This is a genomic window from Priestia sp. FSL W8-0524, from assembly GCF_038005965.1.
GTDB lineage: Bacteria > Bacillota > Bacilli > Bacillales > Bacillaceae_H > Priestia > Priestia zanthoxyli.
The window spans coordinates 1,008,545-1,029,283 of the sequence record NZ_JBBOUG010000001.1 but is presented as its reverse complement, the minus strand read 5'-3'; the positions used below and the strand labels follow the sequence as shown (position 1 = coordinate 1,029,283).

26 protein-coding genes and 1 riboswitch are annotated in these 20,739 nt (G+C 37.7%); of the genes, 5 read left to right on the top strand and 21 right to left on the bottom strand.

Annotated features, from left to right (window positions below; all coding sequences use genetic code 11):
- Nucleotides 1-282 precede the first annotated feature (282 nt).
- Nucleotides 283-1,080, top strand: a complete 798-nt coding sequence (locus tag NST66_RS05085) for a Cof-type HAD-IIB family hydrolase (RefSeq protein WP_028414140.1) — start codon at nucleotides 283-285, stop codon at nucleotides 1,078-1,080.
- 57 nt (nucleotides 1,081-1,137) lie between these two features.
- Here the strand turns inward: NST66_RS05085 and NST66_RS05080 are convergent, their stop codons facing one another.
- From NST66_RS05080 to NST66_RS05060, 5 genes are all read right to left on the bottom strand, one after another.
- The gene (locus tag NST66_RS05080; RefSeq protein WP_013055999.1) at nucleotides 1,138-1,344 is read right to left on the bottom strand and encodes a hypothetical protein; all 207 of its coding nucleotides are present in this window, start codon (nucleotides 1,342-1,344) and stop codon (nucleotides 1,138-1,140) included.
- Between the two features lie 48 nt (nucleotides 1,345-1,392).
- The gene (locus NST66_RS05075; protein WP_013055998.1) at nucleotides 1,393-1,656 is read right to left on the bottom strand and encodes a hypothetical protein; all 264 of its coding nucleotides are present in this window, start codon (nucleotides 1,654-1,656) and stop codon (nucleotides 1,393-1,395) included.
- Between the two features lie 204 nt (nucleotides 1,657-1,860).
- Nucleotides 1,861-2,235 carry a cytochrome-c oxidase gene (locus NST66_RS05070; protein ID WP_328141369.1) on the bottom strand — a complete coding sequence of 125 codons (375 nt, stop codon included), beginning with the start codon at nucleotides 2,233-2,235 and terminating at the stop codon, nucleotides 1,861-1,863.
- A gap of 173 nt (nucleotides 2,236-2,408) precedes the next feature.
- Nucleotides 2,409-3,707, bottom strand: a complete 1,299-nt coding sequence (locus tag NST66_RS05065; RefSeq protein WP_340843180.1) for an NCS2 family permease — start codon at nucleotides 3,705-3,707, stop codon at nucleotides 2,409-2,411.
- 230 nt (nucleotides 3,708-3,937) lie between these two features.
- Nucleotides 3,938-4,219, bottom strand: coding sequence for a hypothetical protein (locus NST66_RS05060; protein ID WP_033578387.1), 282 nt, complete (start codon nucleotides 4,217-4,219; stop codon nucleotides 3,938-3,940).
- 675 nt (nucleotides 4,220-4,894) lie between these two features.
- Between NST66_RS05060 and NST66_RS05055 the strand changes: the two genes are divergently transcribed.
- Complete coding sequence (locus NST66_RS05055; protein WP_014461047.1) at nucleotides 4,895-5,254, top strand: YueI family protein; 360 nt, start codon at nucleotides 4,895-4,897, stop codon at nucleotides 5,252-5,254.
- Between the two features lie 161 nt (nucleotides 5,255-5,415).
- On the opposite strand, the gene NST66_RS05050 is transcribed toward NST66_RS05055, so the two are convergent.
- The 4 genes from NST66_RS05050 to NST66_RS05035 all read right to left on the bottom strand — a co-directional run bounded on the left by NST66_RS05050 (nucleotide 5,416) and on the right by NST66_RS05035 (nucleotide 7,973).
- Entirely contained in the window at nucleotides 5,416-6,129 is a 714-nt protein-coding gene (locus tag NST66_RS05050) for a cell wall hydrolase (protein WP_033578385.1), read from the bottom strand.
- A 312-nt stretch (nucleotides 6,130-6,441) separates the two neighbouring features.
- On the bottom strand, nucleotides 6,442-6,768 hold the full coding sequence (locus tag NST66_RS05045) for a hypothetical protein (protein ID WP_013082248.1): 327 nt from the start codon (nucleotides 6,766-6,768) through the stop codon (nucleotides 6,442-6,444).
- 147 nt (nucleotides 6,769-6,915) lie between these two features.
- Nucleotides 6,916-7,110, bottom strand: a complete 195-nt coding sequence (locus NST66_RS05040; protein WP_033578384.1) for a hypothetical protein — start codon at nucleotides 7,108-7,110, stop codon at nucleotides 6,916-6,918.
- Between the two features lie 17 nt (nucleotides 7,111-7,127).
- Entirely contained in the window at nucleotides 7,128-7,973 is an 846-nt protein-coding gene (locus NST66_RS05035; protein WP_340843179.1) for a patatin-like phospholipase family protein, read from the bottom strand.
- Between the two features lie 308 nt (nucleotides 7,974-8,281).
- Here NST66_RS05035 and NST66_RS05030 point away from each other — a divergent pair, with 308 nt between their 5' ends.
- On the top strand, nucleotides 8,282-8,467 hold the full coding sequence (locus tag NST66_RS05030; RefSeq protein ID WP_013055988.1) for a YkvS family protein: 186 nt from the start codon (nucleotides 8,282-8,284) through the stop codon (nucleotides 8,465-8,467).
- 316 nt (nucleotides 8,468-8,783) lie between these two features.
- The gene (locus NST66_RS05025) at nucleotides 8,784-9,005 is read left to right on the top strand and encodes a hypothetical protein (RefSeq protein WP_047751404.1); all 222 of its coding nucleotides are present in this window, start codon (nucleotides 8,784-8,786) and stop codon (nucleotides 9,003-9,005) included.
- Between the two features lie 31 nt (nucleotides 9,006-9,036).
- On the opposite strand, the gene NST66_RS05020 is transcribed toward NST66_RS05025, so the two are convergent.
- From NST66_RS05020 to NST66_RS04980, 9 genes are all read right to left on the bottom strand, one after another.
- Complete coding sequence (locus tag NST66_RS05020; RefSeq protein ID WP_028414147.1) at nucleotides 9,037-9,738, bottom strand: NAD(P)H-binding protein; 702 nt, start codon at nucleotides 9,736-9,738, stop codon at nucleotides 9,037-9,039.
- Nucleotides 9,739-9,806: 68 nt separating this feature from the next.
- Nucleotides 9,807-10,304 (bottom strand): preQ(1) synthase, encoded by a 498-nt coding sequence (queF, locus tag NST66_RS05015; RefSeq protein ID WP_013055985.1) that lies wholly within the window; start codon nucleotides 10,302-10,304, stop codon nucleotides 9,807-9,809.
- A 98-nt stretch (nucleotides 10,305-10,402) separates the two neighbouring features.
- Nucleotides 10,403-11,134, bottom strand: a complete 732-nt coding sequence (gene queE / locus NST66_RS05010) for a 7-carboxy-7-deazaguanine synthase QueE (RefSeq protein ID WP_025749424.1) — start codon at nucleotides 11,132-11,134, stop codon at nucleotides 10,403-10,405.
- Entirely contained in the window at nucleotides 11,127-11,567 is a 441-nt protein-coding gene (gene queD, locus NST66_RS05005) for a 6-carboxytetrahydropterin synthase QueD (protein ID WP_340843178.1), read from the bottom strand. The genes queE and queD overlap by 8 nt, the downstream gene beginning before the upstream one ends.
- Nucleotides 11,567-12,232: a 7-cyano-7-deazaguanine synthase QueC gene (gene queC / locus NST66_RS05000; protein WP_028414148.1), complete on the bottom strand. Its 666-nt coding sequence runs from the start codon at nucleotides 12,230-12,232 to the stop codon at nucleotides 11,567-11,569. Before queC ends, queD begins: the two co-directional genes overlap by 1 nt.
- Before the next feature lie 230 nt (nucleotides 12,233-12,462).
- Nucleotides 12,463-12,506, bottom strand: a riboswitch (PreQ1 riboswitch).
- A gap of 72 nt (nucleotides 12,507-12,578) precedes the next feature.
- On the bottom strand, nucleotides 12,579-13,700 hold the full coding sequence (locus tag NST66_RS04995) for a GerAB/ArcD/ProY family transporter (RefSeq protein ID WP_028414149.1): 1,122 nt from the start codon (nucleotides 13,698-13,700) through the stop codon (nucleotides 12,579-12,581).
- A 22-nt stretch (nucleotides 13,701-13,722) separates the two neighbouring features.
- The gene (locus tag NST66_RS04990; protein ID WP_033578382.1) at nucleotides 13,723-13,959 is read right to left on the bottom strand and encodes a hypothetical protein; all 237 of its coding nucleotides are present in this window, start codon (nucleotides 13,957-13,959) and stop codon (nucleotides 13,723-13,725) included.
- An 11-nt stretch (nucleotides 13,960-13,970) separates the two neighbouring features.
- Complete coding sequence (locus NST66_RS04985) at nucleotides 13,971-15,170, bottom strand: Ger(x)C family spore germination protein (protein WP_028414151.1); 1,200 nt, start codon at nucleotides 15,168-15,170, stop codon at nucleotides 13,971-13,973.
- 24 nt (nucleotides 15,171-15,194) lie between these two features.
- A complete protein-coding gene (locus NST66_RS04980) occupies nucleotides 15,195-16,793 on the bottom strand; it encodes a spore germination protein (protein WP_028414152.1) in 1,599 nt (532 codons plus the stop codon).
- Nucleotides 16,794-17,000: 207 nt separating this feature from the next.
- On the opposite strand from NST66_RS04980, the gene NST66_RS04975 reads away from it, so the two are divergent.
- Entirely contained in the window at nucleotides 17,001-17,720 is a 720-nt protein-coding gene (locus tag NST66_RS04975) for a 3-ketoacyl-ACP reductase (RefSeq protein WP_028414153.1), read from the top strand.
- 65 nt (nucleotides 17,721-17,785) lie between these two features.
- Here NST66_RS04975 and NST66_RS04970 read toward each other — a convergent pair whose 3' ends face one another.
- The 3 genes from NST66_RS04970 to nhaC all read right to left on the bottom strand — a co-directional run bounded on the left by NST66_RS04970 (nucleotide 17,786) and on the right by nhaC (nucleotide 20,556).
- Nucleotides 17,786-17,911, bottom strand: coding sequence for a DUF6254 family protein (locus NST66_RS04970; RefSeq protein ID WP_013082238.1), 126 nt, complete (start codon nucleotides 17,909-17,911; stop codon nucleotides 17,786-17,788).
- 87 nt (nucleotides 17,912-17,998) lie between these two features.
- On the bottom strand, nucleotides 17,999-18,880 hold the full coding sequence (locus NST66_RS04965) for an alpha/beta hydrolase family protein (RefSeq protein ID WP_014461062.1): 882 nt from the start codon (nucleotides 18,878-18,880) through the stop codon (nucleotides 17,999-18,001).
- A gap of 293 nt (nucleotides 18,881-19,173) precedes the next feature.
- Entirely contained in the window at nucleotides 19,174-20,556 is a 1,383-nt protein-coding gene (gene nhaC / locus NST66_RS04960) for a Na+/H+ antiporter NhaC (RefSeq protein ID WP_154973291.1), read from the bottom strand.
- Nucleotides 20,557-20,739 lie beyond the last annotated feature (183 nt).

The window sequence follows — 20,739 nt, the reverse complement described above, 5'->3', positions numbered from 1 at the left end:
GAAGAAAGATCCGAACGGAGTTAATTCTTAATTGAGAATCAACTCCGTTCGGATTGTTTTCATTATGATGGTGAACTAGATTTCATGTAGCTGTTGATTAAAGGGCAAGGCGAAGACTCCTGCGAAAAAAAGTGATGTAGTTATGTCTTAATCTCTTTGAATTCACCGCCGGTTTGAGCTTTTTTTATGAGTTTCTTGGGAAACACTGATAGAATAAGGAATGTAATAAATTTGTAACACTCTTATCAAGGTAATTTTTTTAGGGAAAGGAATTTTCAAGAGATGATTAAATTATTTGTAAGCGACTTAGATGGAACTCTTTTACACGAAGAAAAATACGTAGAACAGCATAATGCAGACGCACTTAGTGAACTTCAGCGCCAAGGAGTAGAGGTTTGTCTTGCTTCTGGACGAATGGATACGGAAATTTTAAAGATTTCTACTGATATTAATAATACATTTCATCGCATTAGCCAAAACGGAGGATTTGTGTGGACCAAAGAAAATCAAGAACTTCATGGAAAAGTGTTTGAAGATGATTTAGCGGTTCAACTTTATAAAAAAACGATAGATCCTAACCGTATTACGCTTGTCTGTTCAAACGACACGAATTATGTAGAGCAGCGAAATGAAATTATTGAAGCAATTGAAACTCACATGTTTTTCCCTATCGAAGAACAAATTGAAATGACAGATTCATTTGGTCACGCTCTTTCTCCATCTAAAATCACGGTTCTTGGAGATCATGATGAAATGGTAGCTCTGCAAAAAGAAGTGAACGAAGAGTTTGGTGATTATATTGATACATATATTTCTGCCAAGCAGTGTTTGGATATTATGCCTAAACATATCAGCAAAGGAAATGCCATTGAAATTTTATTAAATCATCTTCAGCTAAAACCAGAGGAAATTGCATGTGTGGGGGATTCATTTAATGATATTCCTATGTTTCAATTAACACCGAACAGTTTCGCTATGGCTACAGCTCCTGAAGCTGTTCAGCGCCACGCCTCTGCTGTTGTGTCATCTGTTAGTGAAGCAGCGCGTATTGTTTTAGAAAAAAATAAGCAAACAATCTAAAAAAAGCGGTCAACGTTTAAATTGACCGCTTTTATCTATTTAATAAGAAAACGGTAGTTATTTTTTTCGTAAAGAACGAAAAAATTCACCTAAGCTTTTTTGCTTCCCATCTGCATGCTCTCCATGATTAACCAAGCTGCTGATTCTTTCTCGTCGTACAACAACCATAATAAGAGTGGCAAAAAAGATAATGGAAACGGCAATGACAACCAGTGCAAGAACGGATGCTACAATAGCTTCAGAAGTCGTTAGTGACGATAGCATCTGCCTCGTACACCTCCATTTCGTTTGTGGCGAAAAGGAGCCTAGCAATTAGAAATGCAAATAATCTTTTTTCTCAGCTTGATGCATGTTATTATACACCATTTTCATTTTAGAAGCTGTAGCTTTTAAAGACGTAGACGAATCCACATCTTCGGCTAACATAATGTTTACTAAGTCAACCACAGAACGAGACAACAACTCTACATTATTTTGCAACTCTAATTCGTCATAAGTCGTACGGTCTTGAAGACGAAGTCGAATAATTTCATTTGCTAGCTCCCTAACACGCACTAATTGTTGATGTTCTCCCATAGTATCTCCGCCGCAAGAAACTTATAATCAGCCCTTTTATTGGCTTTTATAAGAGCTAGAAATCCCTGCAGCTTACCCCTCCTTATAAAGATGCCTAGCACACCTTTATGTAAATCGCACTTTCACCTTGTTTACATGTATATTCGCTATAGCTGGTTCTTTTTCCTTTTGAAATTAGCAACCATCGTCAACGACCTTCTTGGTTTATCGTTCAGATTTCAAATTTTTAAGGATGTGATATACGAAAATTAAAACGCCAATAGCCGTAAGTGTTGCTCCTACTGCCACTATGGGTGTAAAAGCTTGGTTTTCTAGTACGATCATGAGAAATAAACCAATCATCATGACCGGTAATCCTATATTATGCAACCATACGTGCAGTTTAGCTAATTTACTTTCGCTAAACGCAGGAAACAAATAATAAATAAGTCCCGCTAACGTAAGCGACGTCCATCCTAATAAATTAATGTGCACGTGAACAGGCGTCAAAGCGTAGCTGTGAACAATTGACATATAATACCCCAATATGATGCCAATTCCAAAATAAACGGCTGATATTTTAATTAATTTAATTCCCATTGTTTTCTCCCCCTTATATCCCCTCCGACTTCTGTACTACTTTACGCAGGAAACGCCATTTTAGAAGCGGCTGATTAACCAAAGGACACGAAATACGGAGTATGATATCTAAAAAGAGGATTCTTTACCGCAAACACAAAAAACAGCTGAGCAAAAGTACTCAGCCGTCTATTTTAAGCAATATAATGCAGCACAAAATTCAAGAAAAACAATAGCGCGCTTACATACATAAACATCGATACTTCACGCATTTTACCAAGGAATAATTTAAGCAGTGGATACGCAATGAACCCAAATGCAATTCCATCAGCAATGCTGTACGTAAGAGGAATAAGCGCAATAATTAAAAATGCAGGGAAACCTTCTGTTAAGTCCTGTAAATTGATGTTTTTGATATTTTGAATCATTAGTGCTCCAATCACAATGAGAATAGGTGCAATAGCACTATCTGGAACCAGCTTGATAAATGGAATAAACAGAAGTGAACTTAAAAATAAAACTCCTGTAATAAGCGATGTTAAACCCGTTCGCCCTCCAGCTGCAATACCAGATGCTCCTTCTACAGAAGACACCGTTGGACTTGTTCCAAACACCCCGCTTAGCAAAGCTGAGGCGGCTGTTGCTTGAAAGGCCCGCGGAAATTTGCTATCTTGATTCATCATACCTAGCTGACCATGAAGCAAACCAATATTTTCAAAAATCAATACCATTGTTAATGAAAAGACAGCTGCCCAAAACGCAACGTCTCCAATGGCTCCAAAAGACAATGTGCCAAAGCTGCTAAAAAAGTCGTTCACGCTCGCAGCGGACTGTCCATTTTCTACATTGCTTCTTACACCAAGTAAGAAGGCAAGGACGGATCCAGCAATCATGCTTAACAAAAAGTTACCTTTCACATTTCGGATAAACAGTACGATTGTGATAATTAACGTCAACAGCGTACTGATAACAAACGGATCTGACAAGTCTCCAAGTGCTACAAAAGTGTTTTCGCTTGGAACTACAAGCTTCCCTTTTTGCAAACCGATAAATGTTAAAAATAAGCCAACACCGACTGTTATCGCTTCTTTTAACGAATGCGGAATCGAAGAAACAATTTTGGCAGACAGTCGTGAAAAAGCTAATGCTATAAAAAGAAAGCCGGATATCACTACTGCTAATAACCCTTCTTGCCAAGATAACCCCATTGATTGAACCATCGTATACGTAAACAATGCGTTAATCCCCATACCTGGCACCAGAATGAGAGGCGCATTTGCCCAAAAAGCCATAATAACACAGCCTACAAAAGCCGAAGCCACTGTTGCGAATATTCCTGCTTCAAGCGGAATACCAGCATCAGACAAAATGGTTGAATTAACAGCAATAATATACACGATGGAAAGAAATGAAATGACCCCAGCTAAGCTTTCTTTTCCGACAGTTGTTTGGTGGTCGTTTAAACGAAACAACTTTTCAAATAATGCGTTCAATCTAATTTCCTTCTTTTCATCTATCCCTCGCCCACCCAGTGACCAAAAATGCCACCGAAGTTATTATAGCAAAATCAACAATTGTTGCAAGGAAAACTTGTCTCCTTTAGCTTAAGCGTTCATTCCTTATTTAAAACTGTTATCATTTTCTAAACGTAGCGTCTTGCATGCATTCTATATATACCTTGAATTGGACATAATAAAAGAGCGCTTTATCAGCGCTCACTGTTTTAATAATAATAATATGGTGGGTACGGTGGATAATATGGTGCTGGATAACCGTAATAACCTGGACCTCCTAATGCACTTCCAAGAACTAATCCTCCAAGAAATGGAGCTCCAAAGCCCCAACCCCAAGGGCGACCAAAGCCATAACCGAACCCCGGGCGGCCGAAGCCAAAACCAGGACGACCGAAACCAAAACCCGGGCGACCGAAACCGAATCCTGGACGGCCAAAGCCTCCAAAACCACCAAATGGTCTTCTTATGTCATTAATATCAAATTCTTGCATGATACATGCCTCCTCAAATTATATTTCATTCTCTTTATTACATATGTTATTCACCTACTTCTTGCATAGGCAATCGCCTCTTTTTTTGTGATTTCTTAAAAAATATTCTTTTTCTATCACCTCGTTAGGATCAAACAAGCGTACAGCCATATATTTTTTAAGGCTTTGAAACATACTACATGTAACTTATGTAAAATAAGAGAGAGCAAAGGAGGAATGTACCTTTATAATTTTCAGCAGCTGCTGCAATGAGGAATAAATATAATATGAACGCATAAAAAGAACGCTCAACAAACATGTTGACCGTTCTTCTTATGAAAATACATAGCGATTTTTTATTAATTTATCTGACCCTTTGCTTGACCGTATATGCCCTAAAGCTATATAATCCCCTTTTTATACAATGCGCTTTGAACATAAAATCATAGGAGCGTCTCCCCAAACGCTGCTATGTATGTATATCTGTAATCGCTTACAAACCTTTAATAAAAAACCGATATGATTTTCTATCTATTTACATTAAACAATATTTTAGGCTAAATTTCAACACATTTTTTGTTTTTCTTTGTACTCAGCAAAAAAACAGGTGATATAGCACAATGATTTTCCTTTTTTCCTGTCCCTTTTACTTATATCCATAATCGTTTATAGTTTATAACGAAAGGAAGTGACATAATGTCTGATCAACTAGAAGAATACTTAGAACGAGGAATGTACGGAGCAAAGGAAACAAAAAGAGACGAAAGAAGATATTTCTTAACTGCTCTACGTGAGAATATTGAAATTGCGCTAAAAAAAGGGCAAGTCATGAAAAAGGATGCAGCAAAAATAAAGCCTCTTTTAAAAAAAGTGAAAGACGGTCATTTGTTTTTAAATGGCTCTTTGTCTTATTCATACCTCTCCCCTTATATTCAAGCGGCTAACCAACATAAAGTGCCTTTTACCATCGTTCAGAACTTAGAAGCTGATACCGATATTGGTCTAGTTTTAACGGGTTCTGAAGGCAGTTTGGAACGAGATATCTTTTTAGACTAAAAAAAGAGGTTGACACATAACGAAATGAATCCAATCAACTGCTAGAAGGAACGAGACAGATAAAACTATATTCACCATCAAAAAAAACGAACCATTGATCAACATGTGATCAATGGTTCGTTTTTCACTTCGTCTAAAATACTTTTGTTGCAGCCTCTTTTTTATTTAGCAAACACGTGATGATCAATTGTTTTAATTACAGCACGTGAACGAATCCAGTTATCGGTAGCTGTTTTTGGATTATAAAAGTAAATGGAATCGTCTAAACGATCTTTTCTAGTCAACGCTTGCTCTACTGCTTTTTTCGAATCTTCTGAAGCAGGTTTGTTAATTGATCCGTTTTGAACCGGTGAAAAAGCGTATGCTTTTCCGACAACTTGTTTAATAACTCCTGTTACCGTATCTGGAAACTTCGGAGAATCTACACGGTTTAACACTACTGTTGCTACCCCTACTTTTCCTTCATACGATTCGCCTTTTGCTTCGGCTTCTACTAAGCGAGCTAATAAATCTTTTTCGCTTGCCGAAATCGAAACTGCAGGTGTTTCCTGGTTCGCAGATTTGGCTTCTGGTTTTGGTTCTGGCTTAGCCGTATTAGCAGGTGCTGCCGTTGAAGGTTCCGTTGTTTCAGCAGCCAGCACTTTTGTCTTACTCGGAATAGCTAATGTTTCACCAATATAAATCATATCTCCTTGACGATTGTTTAATTTTTTAATATCGTCAATTGTTACACTATATCTTTTACCTAACTTCCAAAGACTATCGCCTTTGACTACTTTATAATTAGTTGCAGCCGTAGCTGTTGCATTAAAACCTATAAATGAAAGAGTAGCTAAACAAGCTACTACCATTGATTTCATATAACTATGTTTCATAGGTAATACCTCCTGAAATTTCGTATGGTATTACTCTATCATAGCTATATGGGGGTTTCACCGAACGATTCAATTACATTTCTTTAAGTTTGATGAACAAAATTACGTTCGGAACACAAATGTGACATTGTACCTTATTTTTTGTCATAATCACGGTAATTTTTCTAAAATACAGGTATATTTTCCCGCCTTATTTCAGTTTAATCAGAAATTTCTTCATTCGTTTTTCCCTTATAATTCTTATGATAAACATTTAAATTCATCTACTTTTACACAAAAGAGCTGAATGTTGTAATCAACATTCAGCTCTTTTTAATCTTCGATCTCAATTTCTACAACATCATAGAAATCAATCACTAGCTTAGCACCCGTATCATCCATAAACGTAAAAACGTCTTGATCATCTGATAAATGTATCACGTATCCGGTCAACTGCTGTTCACTGTTGTCGTAAACAGTAGTAATTAGAATTTTTTTATGATCTACATATGCTTCTTCTAATAACGAATGGAGGTCATAGTCCCCGTCATCTTCGGGCCGGTTCGTTAACAGCATCCCATAAGTCGTCATTCCATTTTTATCTTTCCATATATGATCTGCAAAATAAAAAGGTGCTGTACTTTTTCGAAACTCATCCATAATATCCCTCCTATAACTAAACACGTTTATTCGCTCTTACTATACGTTACTAAATAAACGCACAAGCACTTGTAACAGTATATTCTCTACTGTACAGGCTCATACATCCATTATATAAGGCATAATCAAATAATGCCATCATTTCGTTTAACTCCTAGGAATTTCTAGATACGTATAGGTAAAATCGCCTCCGCGTCCGGCGATTCCACGAAAATGTTTGAAATCAGGGCGATTTACTAAAAAAGGGCGAAAAGCAAGAAAGTCTTCTTTTTTAACTTTAATTTCGGTTACTTTTCCTTCACTTAACTCATTTAACATATTGATTACTGTTTGTTCATCCATTCAGTTCCACCTCGTTTTTAGCTGTTCATCCAATTTTGCAGAGACGCAAATTGAGCTTCAGCTTCTTTATATCCTTGGTTATAAAGAGCGTCGAGACGCTCACGATTCTTCTCAATTCGCCCTACTACAAGAGGGGATTGCGGACGAATCACAAAGATATTCCCCTGTCTTTCCTGCTCTTCAATATATGACAATGTTTCATTATACAATTTATAGCGGTTCTCAAGCGCACGAGTCAGCCCATCATAATGACGATATTTGCGCTTCAATAACCAAAGCATATTTGATTTCTTTTTTCGATATCCTTCGTTTCGCGTTAGCACAACAATATTTTTTCTATATCCATCCTGCACTGCTTTTTTGATTGGAATCGGATCACTGATTCCTCCATCTAACAGCTCTTTTCCTTTATATGTAACGACAGGTGCTAAAAATGGAAGGGAACTAGAAGCGCGAACCGCTGTCAAAATATCCCGATCATACTCATCAAAATAAACGGGTTCTCCCGTCACGCAGTCCGTTGCTCCTACTACAAGCTTCTCTGTACGCTCAGCAAATGCCTCAAAGTCAAATGGAAGAAGCTGATTAGGAATTTCATCAAAAACGAAATCCATTCCAAATATCTCTTTTGTTTTAAAATAATTTTTCCACGACAAGTAGCGAGGATCCTCTAAAAAATCTAAATTAGCTTTGCGACTTCTTCCTATTTGTCTAGATAAATAAGAAGTGGCATGACAAGCGCCGGCTGAAACGCCAATTACATACGGAAGGTACAGATTTCTTTCCATAAAGTAATCTAAAACTCCGGTTGTATAAAGGCCTCTCATACCGCCTCCTTCGAGCACGAGTCCAGTATCTTTCAATTTCTACACCTTCTAATTCTTATAATTTATGACAAGATTATACCTCGTTTATTATAACGAAAGATGAACAAAGATGGAACTGTGTTGCTTCTCTCTTTCGTTAAAGCTACCAATTCCTTTTATTCCTCAGCACATTTTACTTGTTTTTTCAATTTTATTTTATATTTTTTCAAAAAACCCTTTACTAATTCCCAGTTTTAAGGCAAAATTGTAAAAAAAGAAAACGCTAACTAGTTTTACTATTTTCAAAATTAAAATTATTTAAAAAATTAATAATGAACTAATTTAAAACAAAGGAGCGATGAATGATGAAAATAGCAGAGGTAGGAAACTTGATAGAATTTAAAAATGGCTTACAGGGCATTGTCGAAAAAGTAAATGAAAACTCCGTGATTGTTGATTTGACTTACATGACAAACTACCGGGATTTAGACTTAGAACAGCGAACTGTTGTCAATCACAAAAACTACACGATTATTAATCCCGCTATGTAAAGGGAAAAAGCAACCGGAACGCAAAAACGGTTGCTTTTTTAGTGGTTTTGAAAGAACTGATTCTTTTGTTCTTCTGTAATAATTCCCAGCTTATACATGAGATAAATATACTGTTGAACCTTAACATCCTTCGAACTTTTTTTCACTGTACTCCCTCTTTTCTAAAATGTTTCTTCATACAATAATATATGGCTAAGATAAAAAAAGTTTCCTTAAAGAAACAAAACCAGGCCCCATTTTTTCTTGAAAGGGTCTTATTTTCGTGTGACAATAAGAACAAGCTACTACTACCTACTTACTGAAAGGAATTACTAGCATGTTTGATACTGTATTGTTTATCGTTGCACTTATTGTCATTCTTTTTTTCATCGTGCAGTTCGTTTTTAAACGCAAGCAAACTTCAAATAAAAAAACATCCGTTGAACCCATGAATTATGCCGAAGAAGATTCTAACTCCTACACAAGCTGGAGTGAATCTGCTTCTAATCACGATCACGATGGTGATGGTGATGGGAACGCGGATGCTGACGGAAGATAGAAAAAAGCCTCTTCTTATGAAGAGGCTTTTTTTATTTTGATAACACGCGCTTGCCGTTGGTAAACGAATAATAGCATTCACCTGTATAGATGTCTTGGCTTTCATGTACATGAACACCACATTTATCTTCAAGTGCAGCTTTCATCATGGATTTGGCTACGTTATACGCTTTAATTGGACGATATTTTCTCCACTTTCCTACAAGGCAAAATGAACACGACTTTAACGTGTATCCCCCAAGCTTTTCAAATAGGCGAAACTCTTGGCGCTTGCCTAATAATAACGATGGGCGGAAAAAGTGAGTAGAACGGATATACAAGCTTGCGATATCTTCTTCTACTTGCCCCTTTACTTTACTGTAAAAGAATGGCGAACGAAGATCAGCACCAATTGCTGTAATCGTTAAAAAGTTTTTGCAGCGATATTTTTCTGCACATTTAGCCGCTTTTAAAGGAAATTCGTAGTCAACTTTAATGAATTTCGCTTTTGTTTTTGCTTTTTTCATTGTCGTGCCTAAACAGCAATATACATCATCAACTGCAAAGCATTCTTCGTGCTTATCAAGCTCTGAAAAATCAATTTCAAGCTGACGTAGCTTTGTGTGTTCGATTGGTAGCTTTTTTCGAACAAACACTGTCACATGGTTATATAAGCTGTTGCTTAATAACATTTTTAAAAGTTCTTGACCAACAAGTCCGCTTGCACCTAATACTAATGCTGATCTCTGTGACATTCTTTCACCTTCTCATCTGTTGTTTTTGCAATGGAAAACAGGTTGCATACACAACCTGTTTGTTCGAATTAACGATTATCAATTGTTTCTGGGTATAAATCATGATTCATCAGGCGATAATTAGCCATTTCTTCATACTTCGTACCAGGACGGCCATAGTTTGTATATGGATCAATTGAAATCCCGCCGCGTGGTGTGAATTTTCCCCATACTTCAATATATCTTGGATTCATCAGTTTAATTAAGTCATTCATAATAATATTCATACAGTCTTCATGGAAATCTCCATGGTTACGGAAGCTGAACAAATAAAGCTTTAACGACTTGCTTTCCACCATTTTTTCATCTGGAATGTAACTAATATAAATGGTTGCGAAATCCGGCTGACCCGTTTTTGGACATAAGCTCGTAAATTCCGGACAGTTAAATTTCACAAAATAATCACGATTTGGATGTTTGTTATCAAATGCTTCTAGAATCTCTGGTGAATATTCAAACAAATAGTTTGTTCCTTGATTTCCAAGGAGTGATACACCTTCTAATTCTTCATCTTTTCGACCGCTCATTTGCATTTCCTCTCTTTCTACGATTGTCATTCTAACAGCGTTTTTTTATTTTGTATATATCTGTTTTTATTTTTCTTTGTAAATTTTTTGCTATGCGCTTACACGCCTCGTTTATTTCCCCAAACAAGGGCGTGAACCTGCGGCAGAACTCTTACATCGTTCATGTTTTTAGCTGCCACTGCCTTGTCGATTAACCACTCATACTTTTTAAGCAATTCTTGTGTTAACGACGCATTATCGATTGTCGTTAAGTCCTCGTTGCCTACTTGAACAAAAAATGGAACCTCAGGATAACGTTCATGAACAGACGCTGCATACTCAAAGTCCTCATCATTAAATACAACGACTTTTATGCTTATGTGCGCCATGCGTTTTTCCTTTATTAATGTCTCTATAATATCGTCTAATACGGAGAAATTTGTTTTCATTAATGAACTTGGAGGCTTAGGAGAAATCGTTAAATCATCGATCTTTAGGAACCAATCCTGATAACGGCTTCCCTGTGTTTCAAGAGCTGCTTTTACCCCATGACTGTGCAAAAGCTCTACAAGTGAACCAATCGCCTTGATAAGCGCAGGGTTTCCTCCAGAAATGGTGACGTGATCAAAGCACTCTCCTCCAATTTCTTTAAGCTCCGTCCAAATTTGTTCTGCTGTTAGCTGACGAATATCGTTTTTAGCTGATCCATCCCATGTAAAAGCTGAATCACACCAGCTGCAGGAATAATCACAGCCTGCGGTACGAACAAACATCGTCTTACGTCCTACAACCATTCCTTCCCCTTGAATCGTTGGGCCGAATATTTCAAGTACTGGAATTGTATTAGCCACGTTTTTTCACCTTCTTTGGGCGGTAAACTACGTAACTTGTCGGCGTTTCCCGCACGAATACTTGTACGCAAGAAGGCTTATTTGGTAGTGTGTCTAGATATTCTTGAACCAACTCATAAATTTTACGAGCAACAACTTCAGTTGTAGGAAAATCATTTGGATTTTCTTCGTTAAAGATAGAATGATCGTTCAATAATGTATGATCAAATTGACCAGAAACAATTTTTTTCAATAGCGCAAAGTTTACTAAAAAGCCCGCTTCGTCTAATGTATCTCCGGCAACAGTTAAATTTACAAAATACGTATGTCCATGGACTTGACGGCATTTTCCTGCTTCTTTATGAGGAACAAAATGTGCCGCAGCAAACTGCATATCTTTGTTCAATTCATATTCATAGTCATGAAAGACTTGAGGATACATTTGTTGCAGCATTATTTTTCTCCTCCTTCTTTTGTTTGCAAGTATTGATCTAACCCGCGTTTTCGCAATTGACATGCGGGACATTCGCCGCACCCATCAGCAACAATACCGTTGTAGCACGTTAATGTTTTTTCACGCACATATTCAAGCGCTCCTAGCTCATCCGCTAACGCCCACGTTTCTGCTTTATCAATCCACATAAGCGGCGTATGAATCACAAACTCGAAGTCCATTGATAAATTAAGCGTGACGTTTAACGATTTCACAAATACGTCTCGACAGTCTGGATATCCCGAAAAATCAGTTTCACAAACGCCTGTTACGATATGACGGCCTCCGCTGTTTTTAGCCAGTACGGCAGCAAATGATAAAAATAACAGATTGCGGCCATCCACAAACGTTGTAGGCAACTCTCCTTCTTTTTGCTCAATTTCAATATCATCTCGCGTTAAGGCATTTGGTGCTAATTGATTTAAAAGTGACATATCTAGGACGGTATGCTTCACACCTAAATCAGCTGCGATAGCTTTTGCTACCTCTATCTCTTGACTATGACGCTGACCGTATTGGAAAGTAACCGTTTCTACTTCTTTAAAGTTTTTCAAAGCCCAAAATAGACATGTTGTACTATCTTGACCTCCGCTAAATACAACAATAGCTTTTTCATTTTTCATCATTATTGTTCGTCTCCTTTTTGATTGAAATCAAAAGAAGAAGAAACTTTATTGAACCGTTCGTTCCCTTTGTGACTAATTTTATAACACAAAAAAGAGACTGCTCTTTTCCAGCAATCTCCCTAAAAAGCAACTAAGATACACGTCCTCGCCAGCATACACGTCAAAAAGACGTGTTGATAGAAAAGCACGTGAAAGAAGACACGCTAAAACCGTGTCTTTTGTCATCAACGATGATCTTAGTTTTTTATAGAGGGAGTTTTCGAACCTCTCCCGTACATATACAAACGTGTACGGCGTTTCTTCTTGAATTGTCATCGTATACTATACCACATACGTATAAATAATGCTATGTTTGTTGGCTTCTATCACCTTTAGCTGCCTTATTTCTCTTTATATAAGAAAGCGCAATAAATAACAACGGAAAACAGACGCTTAGTACAAATAAATAAAACGGCCAGTAATATTTTTCAAAATAATTGAAGTATGCTGTATTTGGAATAATGTAATACGCCACGCCTGTAATGATTAGACCTAAAGGAAAGCTCAAAAAATTGCGCACCCGTAAATTACATAATTGAGCGATACTTAACTGAATAGCATAGAACACAATGACAACTTTAAAAAAGATAGATAACATCCAAATAATAGCTACTAATACTTCAACGTGCTGTATCGTTGCACCTAACGAAATCATTTTTCCTAATAAATAAACTGGGTAGCTGTGCATTGATGCAATATTCGCGCCAAGAGCTAATATACAAGCCGCAACTGCAATCGTAATCGTCAAGCCCGATGCCACAGTGCCGATAACAATCATTCTTTTTACCTTTTTGCCATCTTTTATATGAGGCGTAATCATTAGCACAAAAATCAATTCCATAAACGGATTTCCTAAGAAATACGTGGTCCCTAACACTAAATCATCCATGCGGAATTCAAACAAAGGGTAAAGACGATCCAGTTTCATCTGAGGAATATTTAACGAAATTAACAATAAAAAAGGGACGACGATCCACGGTAAAAAGATTTCCGCTGTTCTCGCTATCACTTCAATGCCTAAATACCCTCCGTATATAACCGCTAAAATCACAAGAGCATGAATCCACGTAGGCAGCGTTTCAGGGACAATTTGCGTCGTCATAAATGTACTGATATCTCGAAGGGAAAACGTAGATTGAATGAACATAAAAAAAATGTAAATAAGAGACATACACGCTCCGGCGTAAGGACCTAGCGCTTTTTTAGCTATTTCAATGAACGTTTGCTGAGGGTAACGGTGCATCAGCCATAACAGCACCGCAACAATTAAAAGGGCAAAGCCAATAGCAAGCACACTACATACCCAGGCATTTTGTCTATTCGTTTCTAATAACGTAGCCGGAACTGCCAAAATAGCGCTTCCGATACAAAAAAAATAAATGAGAAAAAGAAGTTGTTTCGGAGTAATAAATTCTTTTATTTGCATCATACACCCCTTCTCTCCTACATGCTTACGTAAATAACAGATGATGAACGGTTTTAGTAAGAGGCTTAATGAGTTCCTCTAAAAAGTACAGAGGCGTAGGTACTTCTTTACGGAGTGTAATGGCTCCCCAAAAGAATAAACCCATACCTATAAGACAAAGATAGACAACGATTTCACGGTAATACTTTTCCTTTCGGAAGTTAATCATAATTTTTTTAGTCAAATAAGCAAGAAGTACGAGTAAGGCGATAAATCCCTCCATTTTCTTTCTCCTTAATGCTTCATTTGCTTCATATATGAGTTATTTAACGTGCCTAAGCGACGGATTTGAACTTTGGCATCTAAATCGACGGTTAAATCTTCTGCGTAAATTCTGTTCCAGTCTCTTTTCATTTTGTACCATCTCTTTACATCTTGTCTGTAAAACGTTTCTCCAAAACCGAAGATATCACTTTTATAATCTTTTTGAGCTTTTTCCACTGCGTCATTCATTTTTTCTTTTACGTCCGCTGCTGTTTTTCGTTCGAGCATATTGATTACAGCTGGGTCCTGTAAGTTTACTTGACACTCTACATCTGCCACGTTTGCTTCACCTTTTAAATCCACGTGAATATGAGGCTTATGGTTTTTCATAGAAGCCGTTACCTTCACGTTCGTTCGAAGCATTTCTACTCCGATGATATCGTGCTGTTTTTCTTTTCCTTCGCATGGAATAACAATTAACGTACTTTTTACATTTCCTGTAATATAGTTATATCCTTTACTTTCGTCTTCATTGAACCAGCCGATCAGCTTATCATTTTGAAAGACACCTAATCCTTTAAAATTGAGCAGGGTGGACAGATTGGTCCGGGAAATGCTCGACATATCTCCTGCCTTTTTCACGTCGCCTTTGACCAATACTCCCGATAACACCGCCTGCTTTCCTTCGCTCGTTAAGTTACTGATCAGTTCATTTAACTTTACGCCTCTAGTGGGTGCCCAAATACGCTGAGAGACGTCTAATGAAGCAAACATATGGTTAGCTGGTATTTTTTCAATTGTTGTTAATACGTTCAGAACGCTCGATGCTTTCGTGTTTTTAGCAACAACAACAAAATAATCGGTACGCACTTCATGATCCCGAGCAAAGAAATCAAGCACTTCAGCAATACCCTCTTCCGCCATGCTTTCGCTAATGACTAGCATTCGTAAATGAGAAAGATAAATTTTCCGCGGGGATTTTGTCGTTATTTTTCTTAACCCTTCCATTACAGATGAAGCCTTAATAGAGAATGTGGTAACAGAAGGCCCGTTTGTAGGGGTTTTGGCCTGAATATCACCAGGGTTAATCAGCTGAACTGTAACAATAATGCCATCTTCTGCTTTATCAATTCCGACAGCAACCGTAATGGCTAGCTCATTCAACTCTCGACTGCTCCAGCAGCCGCTTAACAGCAATGAACAGATACATAACATCAGAAATGCTTTCATAGTAACCGGCCACCTTTGCACAGTTTAGTTTTTTTGCGTCTTTTGACGTGAAATATTCTTCTCGTTAATAAGCTTTGGCCTTGTTTTCATTTTTTTGATCGAACGTCTAATTAGAACATCCTTTTGATCACGCTTCACAAAGGGAGCCATAGGTGTCATATAAGGGACTCCAAATGACCTTAAGCTGCATAAATGTAAAATCATTAAAATTAGCCCGAGGATAATACCGAACAAGCCAAAAGTAGCTGCTAAAACCATTAAAATAAAGCGCAGCATCCTTACTGCAATGGCCATATCATACACCGGTGAAACAAAGTTACTAATAGCGGTGATGGATACAACGATAACCATTGCAGGCGATACTAATCCAGCTTGTACGGCGGCTTCTCCTAAAACGAGTGCTCCCACGATTGAAATAGCTGAACCTACTGCTCGAGGCAATCGGACTCCCGCTTCTCGCAAAATTTCAAACGTGATTTCCATAATAAACGCTTCAATAATAGCTGGAAAAGGCACACCTTCCCTTTGAGCTGCAATACTAATTAACAAAGCAAAAGGAAGCATCTCTTGATGAAAAGTAGTTAAAGCAATATAAGCAGAAGGTGTTAAAAGGGCTAAGAAAAATGCCATGTAGCGCATTAAGCGAATCAATGTACTAATATCTGCGCGCTGGTAATAATCTTCGGCCGCCTGAAAAAATTGAATAAATAGGGCAGGAACCATCAATACAAAAGGTGTACCGTCTACTAAAATGGCTATCCGCCCCTCTAAAAGACCTGCTGCCACGGAGTCTGGACGCTCCGTGTTATGCATAGTAGGAAAAGGTGTATAATCTTCATCTTGAATCAACTCTTCGATATATCCGCTCTCCAAAATACCGTCTATATCAATTTTAGAAAGACGCTCTTTTACCTCTTGAATGACCTGTTCATCCGCAATGCCGTCTATATAAACGAGCGCAATATCCGTTTTTGTAAACTCTCCTATTTGCTGAGATTCAATCCAAAGTTTTGGAGATTTTATTCGGCGCCGAATCAATGCGGTATTCGTTCGCAGTGTTTCTGTAAAACTGTCTCGAGGTCCTCTTACAACGGTCTGAGATTGTGGTTCAGAAACAGCCCTGTCTCTCCACCCTCTTGTACTTGCCACAATACACGTTTGATACCCTTCTAAAAACAGCACGGTATCTCCTGATAAAACATGAAGAAGAGCATCATCCAATGTTTTGGCTTCCATAATTTCACCGGCCGCCAAACTATAGCTTTTAATCAACTCGTACATATTAACGACACCGTCATCATGAGTTAAATGCTCATCGTGATAATGCATAATGGAGTCCAGCGCATAGTGTTCAACTTCATCTTTATTTACCAATCCGTCGATGTAAGCAACACCTAAAGTGAATTTTTCTTCAATTGAAATTCGAAACTCTCTTGTCACTAAGTCCGTGCTCTGTCCCAATGCTTTTTTCATGTGGAAGATATTATCTCCCACTCTCTCCGACAATTTCTGCTCTTCCTCAGTGGAAGAAGCACTAGTTGCCTTAGAGTCCTTCGATTCACCAGCTTTTTCTTTCCGCTGTTTGGATTTATTCGTTAACTCCGATAGTTTTTTAATACGCATTGTTCATCCTCCACTACATTGAACGAAAAGAAACGGAATTTCTTCTTTTTAGTCTCTATAGTTTTTGTATGAAAAGGAAATTTATACTTGAAGCCATTTTAATAATCTTTATTTTTGACATCATTTGTGCATTTCTATAGGATAGTAATGGATAATTCTTCGTTATTATGAAGAATGTTTATACGGAACATTGAAAGGAGTCTATACATGGCACAATCACTTAAAGGCAAAGTAGCTCTTATTACAGGAGCAGGAAAAGGCATCGGTCGTTCAACTGCAATTGAATTAGCAAAAGAAGGCGTAAATATCGGTTTAATTGCTCGTACAGAGGCAGATTTAAAGGCTGTTGCTTCTGAACTGGAAGCATTTGATGTACAAGTTGCTTATGCAACAGCAGACGTTTCTTCTATGGAAGAAGTAAACGCAGCAGTTGAGCATCTACATACAAAATTAGGGGCAACGGATATCTTAATCAACAATGCGGGAATCGGTAAATTCGGAGGCTTTTTAGAGCTAGACCCAGCTGAGTGGAAACAAATCATTGATGTGAATTTAATGGGCGTTTACTACGTAACGCGCGCCGTTCTACCTCAATTAATCGAAAAAAATGGTGGAGACATCATCAATATTTCATCCACTGCTGGTCAAAAAGGCGCTCCCGTTACAAGTGCTTACAGCGCTTCAAAATTTGGCGTGCTTGGCTTAACTGAATCTTTAGCGCTAGAAGTGCGCAAACACAATATTCGTGTAACAGCTCTAACACCAAGTACAGTAGCAACGGAATTAGCATATAAAGAAAACTTAACGGATGGCAATCCTGATAAAGTGATGCAGCCTGAAGACCTAGCAGAAATTATGGTAGCACAATTAAAGCTGCATCCACGTATTTTTATCAAATCTGCGGGCATGTGGTCTACAAATCCATAAACAAACATAGAAAAAGGAGAGCTTCAGCTCTCCTTTTTTGTGTCTTCTTTTATATGATGGTTAGCTTATTTACGTTTAGGCGTGATTTCTTCTGATAGTTCTTCAAAAGACTTTACTTTTCCATGCGATGGGTTTTGTGATTGCTTTCGTACGTTCCACTGACGCTCTTTTTGACTTTTAGACTGAGTCATTTTGCTTCATCCCCTTTTTATATGCTTACATGTAGTAGGATAAAACAAGCTGCTCTTTTCCATTCATCAAAACTGCTTCCAATTTCTTTACTGCTTAGCTAAATGTATTTTAAACCATTTATCAATTTCCGCGTTATATTGATCATAATAAGCAGTTAGCGGATGGTCTCCGTTTTTATACAGTACATATTTGTATTCTTTTCCCTGCTCATCTAGTTGTTTCACAAGCTTTTCAGCCTGAGTGTGATGAACTTTACGATCATGATCACCCTGTAAAATTAAAAGAGGTGAATTTACTTTATCGCTCCAGTAGACAACAGAACGACTTTTATACCTCTCTGGATACTGCGCCGGATCTCCTACAATTGTCCGCAGCACTTGTTTCATTTCAGGCCCTCTTTGGTCGTAGAATTGAAACATGTCTGTAATACCTGATTGTACGACAACAGCATCAAATTTAACGCCGTTTTTCATCGTTAAATACGTCATCATACCGCCGCGTGAATATCCTAGCGCTACCTTTTGCTGGTGATTTACATAAGGAAGCTGTTCTCCCCATTTAATAAGATTTAATACGTCGTCAATATCTTTACCGCCGTACGTCTCTGTTCCTTCACTTCCGCCATTTCCCCTGTATTGAGTCGCAACAACGACGTAGCCTTTACTTGCCCAGTATGACAAATACTGAAGTGTTTTTGCGCGAATCATGCCATGTTCGCGATTTCCTCCGCGATTATATACTAAAAGCGGATAATGTTTGTCTGCAATGTCTTTAGGCTGTACTAAAAACCCTTTTATCTTTAAATTATCACTAGGATACGTAATGCTATATACATCTACTTTATTTGAATAAGGCGATAATAAATTCAATTTTTCTTTATTTACATCATCACTTTCAGCTCGGTTAAAAACCGCTGTCACACCGAGCACAGCTACAGTGATTAATGCAATGATGCCCCATTTTTTCAACAGAAACCCTCTCCTCAATAAATATCTTTTCTCTTTTATAATGAGTGTTTTCATTTGCCTTTACCCTTCTTAAATGTTTGCTAAAAAGGGCATTCATCCCATCGCCAATACAGCTTATTTATCATACCGCAAAACCCAAATTTCTTCATTAATAAAGAAATAAGAATTCATACAAGTACATGAACAGGAAAGACGTATAGTAAATTGTATTATTAAATTATAGATTTGAAAAGTGGAATGATACTTTTTTTGTCGTTTTTTACCTGTCCTTTTTTAAAAAGAAAAAAGCCCAGTTAAGACTGAGCTTTTTTCTTGGCAATACCAATGCCTGTATATGCTAAAATAATTGAAAAAATCGGACATAAAATGCTAAAGAATGTAAATGGAATATAGTCAGCCGCTGGAATATTTAATGCAGTTGAAATAAAAGCTCCGCTGACACCCCACGGAATAATAGCATTAATAACCGTTCCACCGTCTTCAAGCGTTCGTGATAAGTTTTTCGGGTCTAAGTTCCACTTTTCATACAGCGGCTTAAACGTTTGCCCAGGCAGAAGAATTGATAAATACTGTTCTCCTGTAATAACGTTCACTCCAATTGAAGATAGAAGCGTAGCAAAAATAACGTCTCCGCTGCGGCGGATTTGTTTTGCTAATCCTTCTAATAAAGCATCAATAATTCCAACCGCTCTCATCAAGCCACCTAGCGACAAGGCAATCATGATAAGAGAAATAGAAAACATCATGGACTGTAATCCGCCTTTGTTTACAATCGCATCGACTACTTTATTTCCTGACTCGATTGCTGGCCCGCTTTGAAGAACCCCTAGCAATTGACTCAGCGTAAATTCATGCTGTGTAATCATTCCTGTAATAATGGCCGTTACAATCCCTAAAACTAACGTTGGCAATACATCGACTCTTCTCATCGAAAAAATAAGAACTAAGAGTGGAGAAAGCAACGTTAACACGTGTAAATTAAACGTATGTTTTAATGCTTCTTGAATTCCTTGAATTTCTCCGTAATTGACGCTTTCATGATTTCCGTTCATTCCGATTACCAATGCAATGATTGCTGTAATAACAATACTTGGAACCGTCGTCCACGTAATATGCTGAATATGTTTAGGGAGCGGTACTTCAACGATACCAGAAGCAAAATTTGTTGTATCAGACAATGGAGACATCTTATCTCCAAACACAGCTCCTGAAACAATCATCCCTGCTGCTAGCCCTGGATGTACACCAATAGCAGTTCCCACGCCAAATAAAGCGACTCCTACCGTACTGACGGTTGTTAATGAACTTCCCGTGAATGTTGAAACTAACACGGTGATAACCAAAGCACTAATTAAAAAGTACTGCGGTGAAATCCAGTGGAAGCCGTAGGATAAAATCGTCGGTATCGTTCCTCCTACCATCCAAATCGCAATGAGCATCCCGATCAGCATTAGAATAAGGATAGGCTTAATGCCAAGTCTAACACCGTCTAAAATGCCTTTCTCCATTTCTGTCCACTTATATTTCAACAAAAAGCCAATCACACTAATAAATGCTACACCAAATATTAGCGGAATATGAGGCGGGAGCTTTAACATAAATAATGAAACAAAAATAATAGCTAATAGCACCAAAACCACCGCTATTGATTGTATAAATGAAATTTCTTTTTTCATGAGGGATTCCCTTTCTATCTTTCTTTTTCACTTAAACGCTTTTATGCTTTTACGCAGTTAAGTGCAAACCTTCTTGAGTATAATTTTTATCCTTCTTGCTGTCAATAACTTATTTTATCCAACGGCAGGCTCTGCACTCATTTTTCCACTTTTCTTCTTATTAATATTTATTCTCTATCTAAG

Excerpts from the sequence above, each read along its gene's own strand:
- NST66_RS05060 (WP_033578387.1), bottom strand. The coding sequence starts at position 4,219 with ATGCAAGAATTTGATATTAATGACATAAGAAGACCATTTGGTGGTTTT.
- NST66_RS05055 (WP_014461047.1), top strand. The coding sequence starts at position 4,895 with ATGTCTGATCAACTAGAAGAATACTTAGAACGAGGAATGTACGGAGCA.
- NST66_RS04990 (WP_033578382.1), bottom strand. The coding sequence starts at position 13,959 with ATGGAGGGATTTATCGCCTTACTCGTACTTCTTGCTTATTTGACTAAA.
- NST66_RS05070 (WP_328141369.1), bottom strand. The coding sequence starts at position 2,235 with ATGGGAATTAAATTAATTAAAATATCAGCCGTTTATTTTGGAATTGGC.
- NST66_RS05020 (WP_028414147.1), bottom strand. The coding sequence starts at position 9,738 with ATGTCACAGAGATCAGCATTAGTATTAGGTGCAAGCGGACTTGTTGGT.
- NST66_RS05040 (WP_033578384.1), bottom strand. The coding sequence starts at position 7,110 with ATGGATGAACAAACAGTAATCAATATGTTAAATGAGTTAAGTGAAGGA.
- nhaC (WP_154973291.1), bottom strand. The coding sequence starts at position 20,556 with ATGAAAAAAGAAATTTCATTTATACAATCAATAGCGGTGGTTTTGGTG.
- NST66_RS04985 (WP_028414151.1), bottom strand. The coding sequence starts at position 15,170 with ATGAAAGCATTTCTGATGTTATGTATCTGTTCATTGCTGTTAAGCGGC.
- NST66_RS04980 (WP_028414152.1), bottom strand. The coding sequence starts at position 16,793 with ATGCGTATTAAAAAACTATCGGAGTTAACGAATAAATCCAAACAGCGG.
- NST66_RS04970 (WP_013082238.1), bottom strand. The coding sequence starts at position 17,911 with ATGACTCAGTCTAAAAGTCAAAAAGAGCGTCAGTGGAACGTACGAAAG.
- NST66_RS05030 (WP_013055988.1), top strand. The coding sequence starts at position 8,282 with ATGAAAATAGCAGAGGTAGGAAACTTGATAGAATTTAAAAATGGCTTA.
- NST66_RS05045 (WP_013082248.1), bottom strand. The coding sequence starts at position 6,768 with ATGGATGAGTTTCGAAAAAGTACAGCACCTTTTTATTTTGCAGATCAT.
- NST66_RS05085 (WP_028414140.1), top strand. The coding sequence starts at position 283 with ATGATTAAATTATTTGTAAGCGACTTAGATGGAACTCTTTTACACGAA.
- NST66_RS05075 (WP_013055998.1), bottom strand. The coding sequence starts at position 1,656 with ATGGGAGAACATCAACAATTAGTGCGTGTTAGGGAGCTAGCAAATGAA.
- NST66_RS04995 (WP_028414149.1), bottom strand. The coding sequence starts at position 13,700 with ATGATGCAAATAAAAGAATTTATTACTCCGAAACAACTTCTTTTTCTC.
- NST66_RS05050 (WP_033578385.1), bottom strand. The coding sequence starts at position 6,129 with ATGAAACATAGTTATATGAAATCAATGGTAGTAGCTTGTTTAGCTACT.
- NST66_RS05080 (WP_013055999.1), bottom strand. The coding sequence starts at position 1,344 with ATGCTATCGTCACTAACGACTTCTGAAGCTATTGTAGCATCCGTTCTT.
- queD (WP_340843178.1), bottom strand. The coding sequence starts at position 11,567 with ATGCTGCAACAAATGTATCCTCAAGTCTTTCATGACTATGAATATGAA.
- NST66_RS04975 (WP_028414153.1), top strand. The coding sequence starts at position 17,001 with ATGGCACAATCACTTAAAGGCAAAGTAGCTCTTATTACAGGAGCAGGA.
- queC (WP_028414148.1), bottom strand. The coding sequence starts at position 12,232 with ATGATGAAAAATGAAAAAGCTATTGTTGTATTTAGCGGAGGTCAAGAT.
- NST66_RS05025 (WP_047751404.1), top strand. The coding sequence starts at position 8,784 with ATGTTTGATACTGTATTGTTTATCGTTGCACTTATTGTCATTCTTTTT.
- queF (WP_013055985.1), bottom strand. The coding sequence starts at position 10,304 with ATGAGCGGTCGAAAAGATGAAGAATTAGAAGGTGTATCACTCCTTGGA.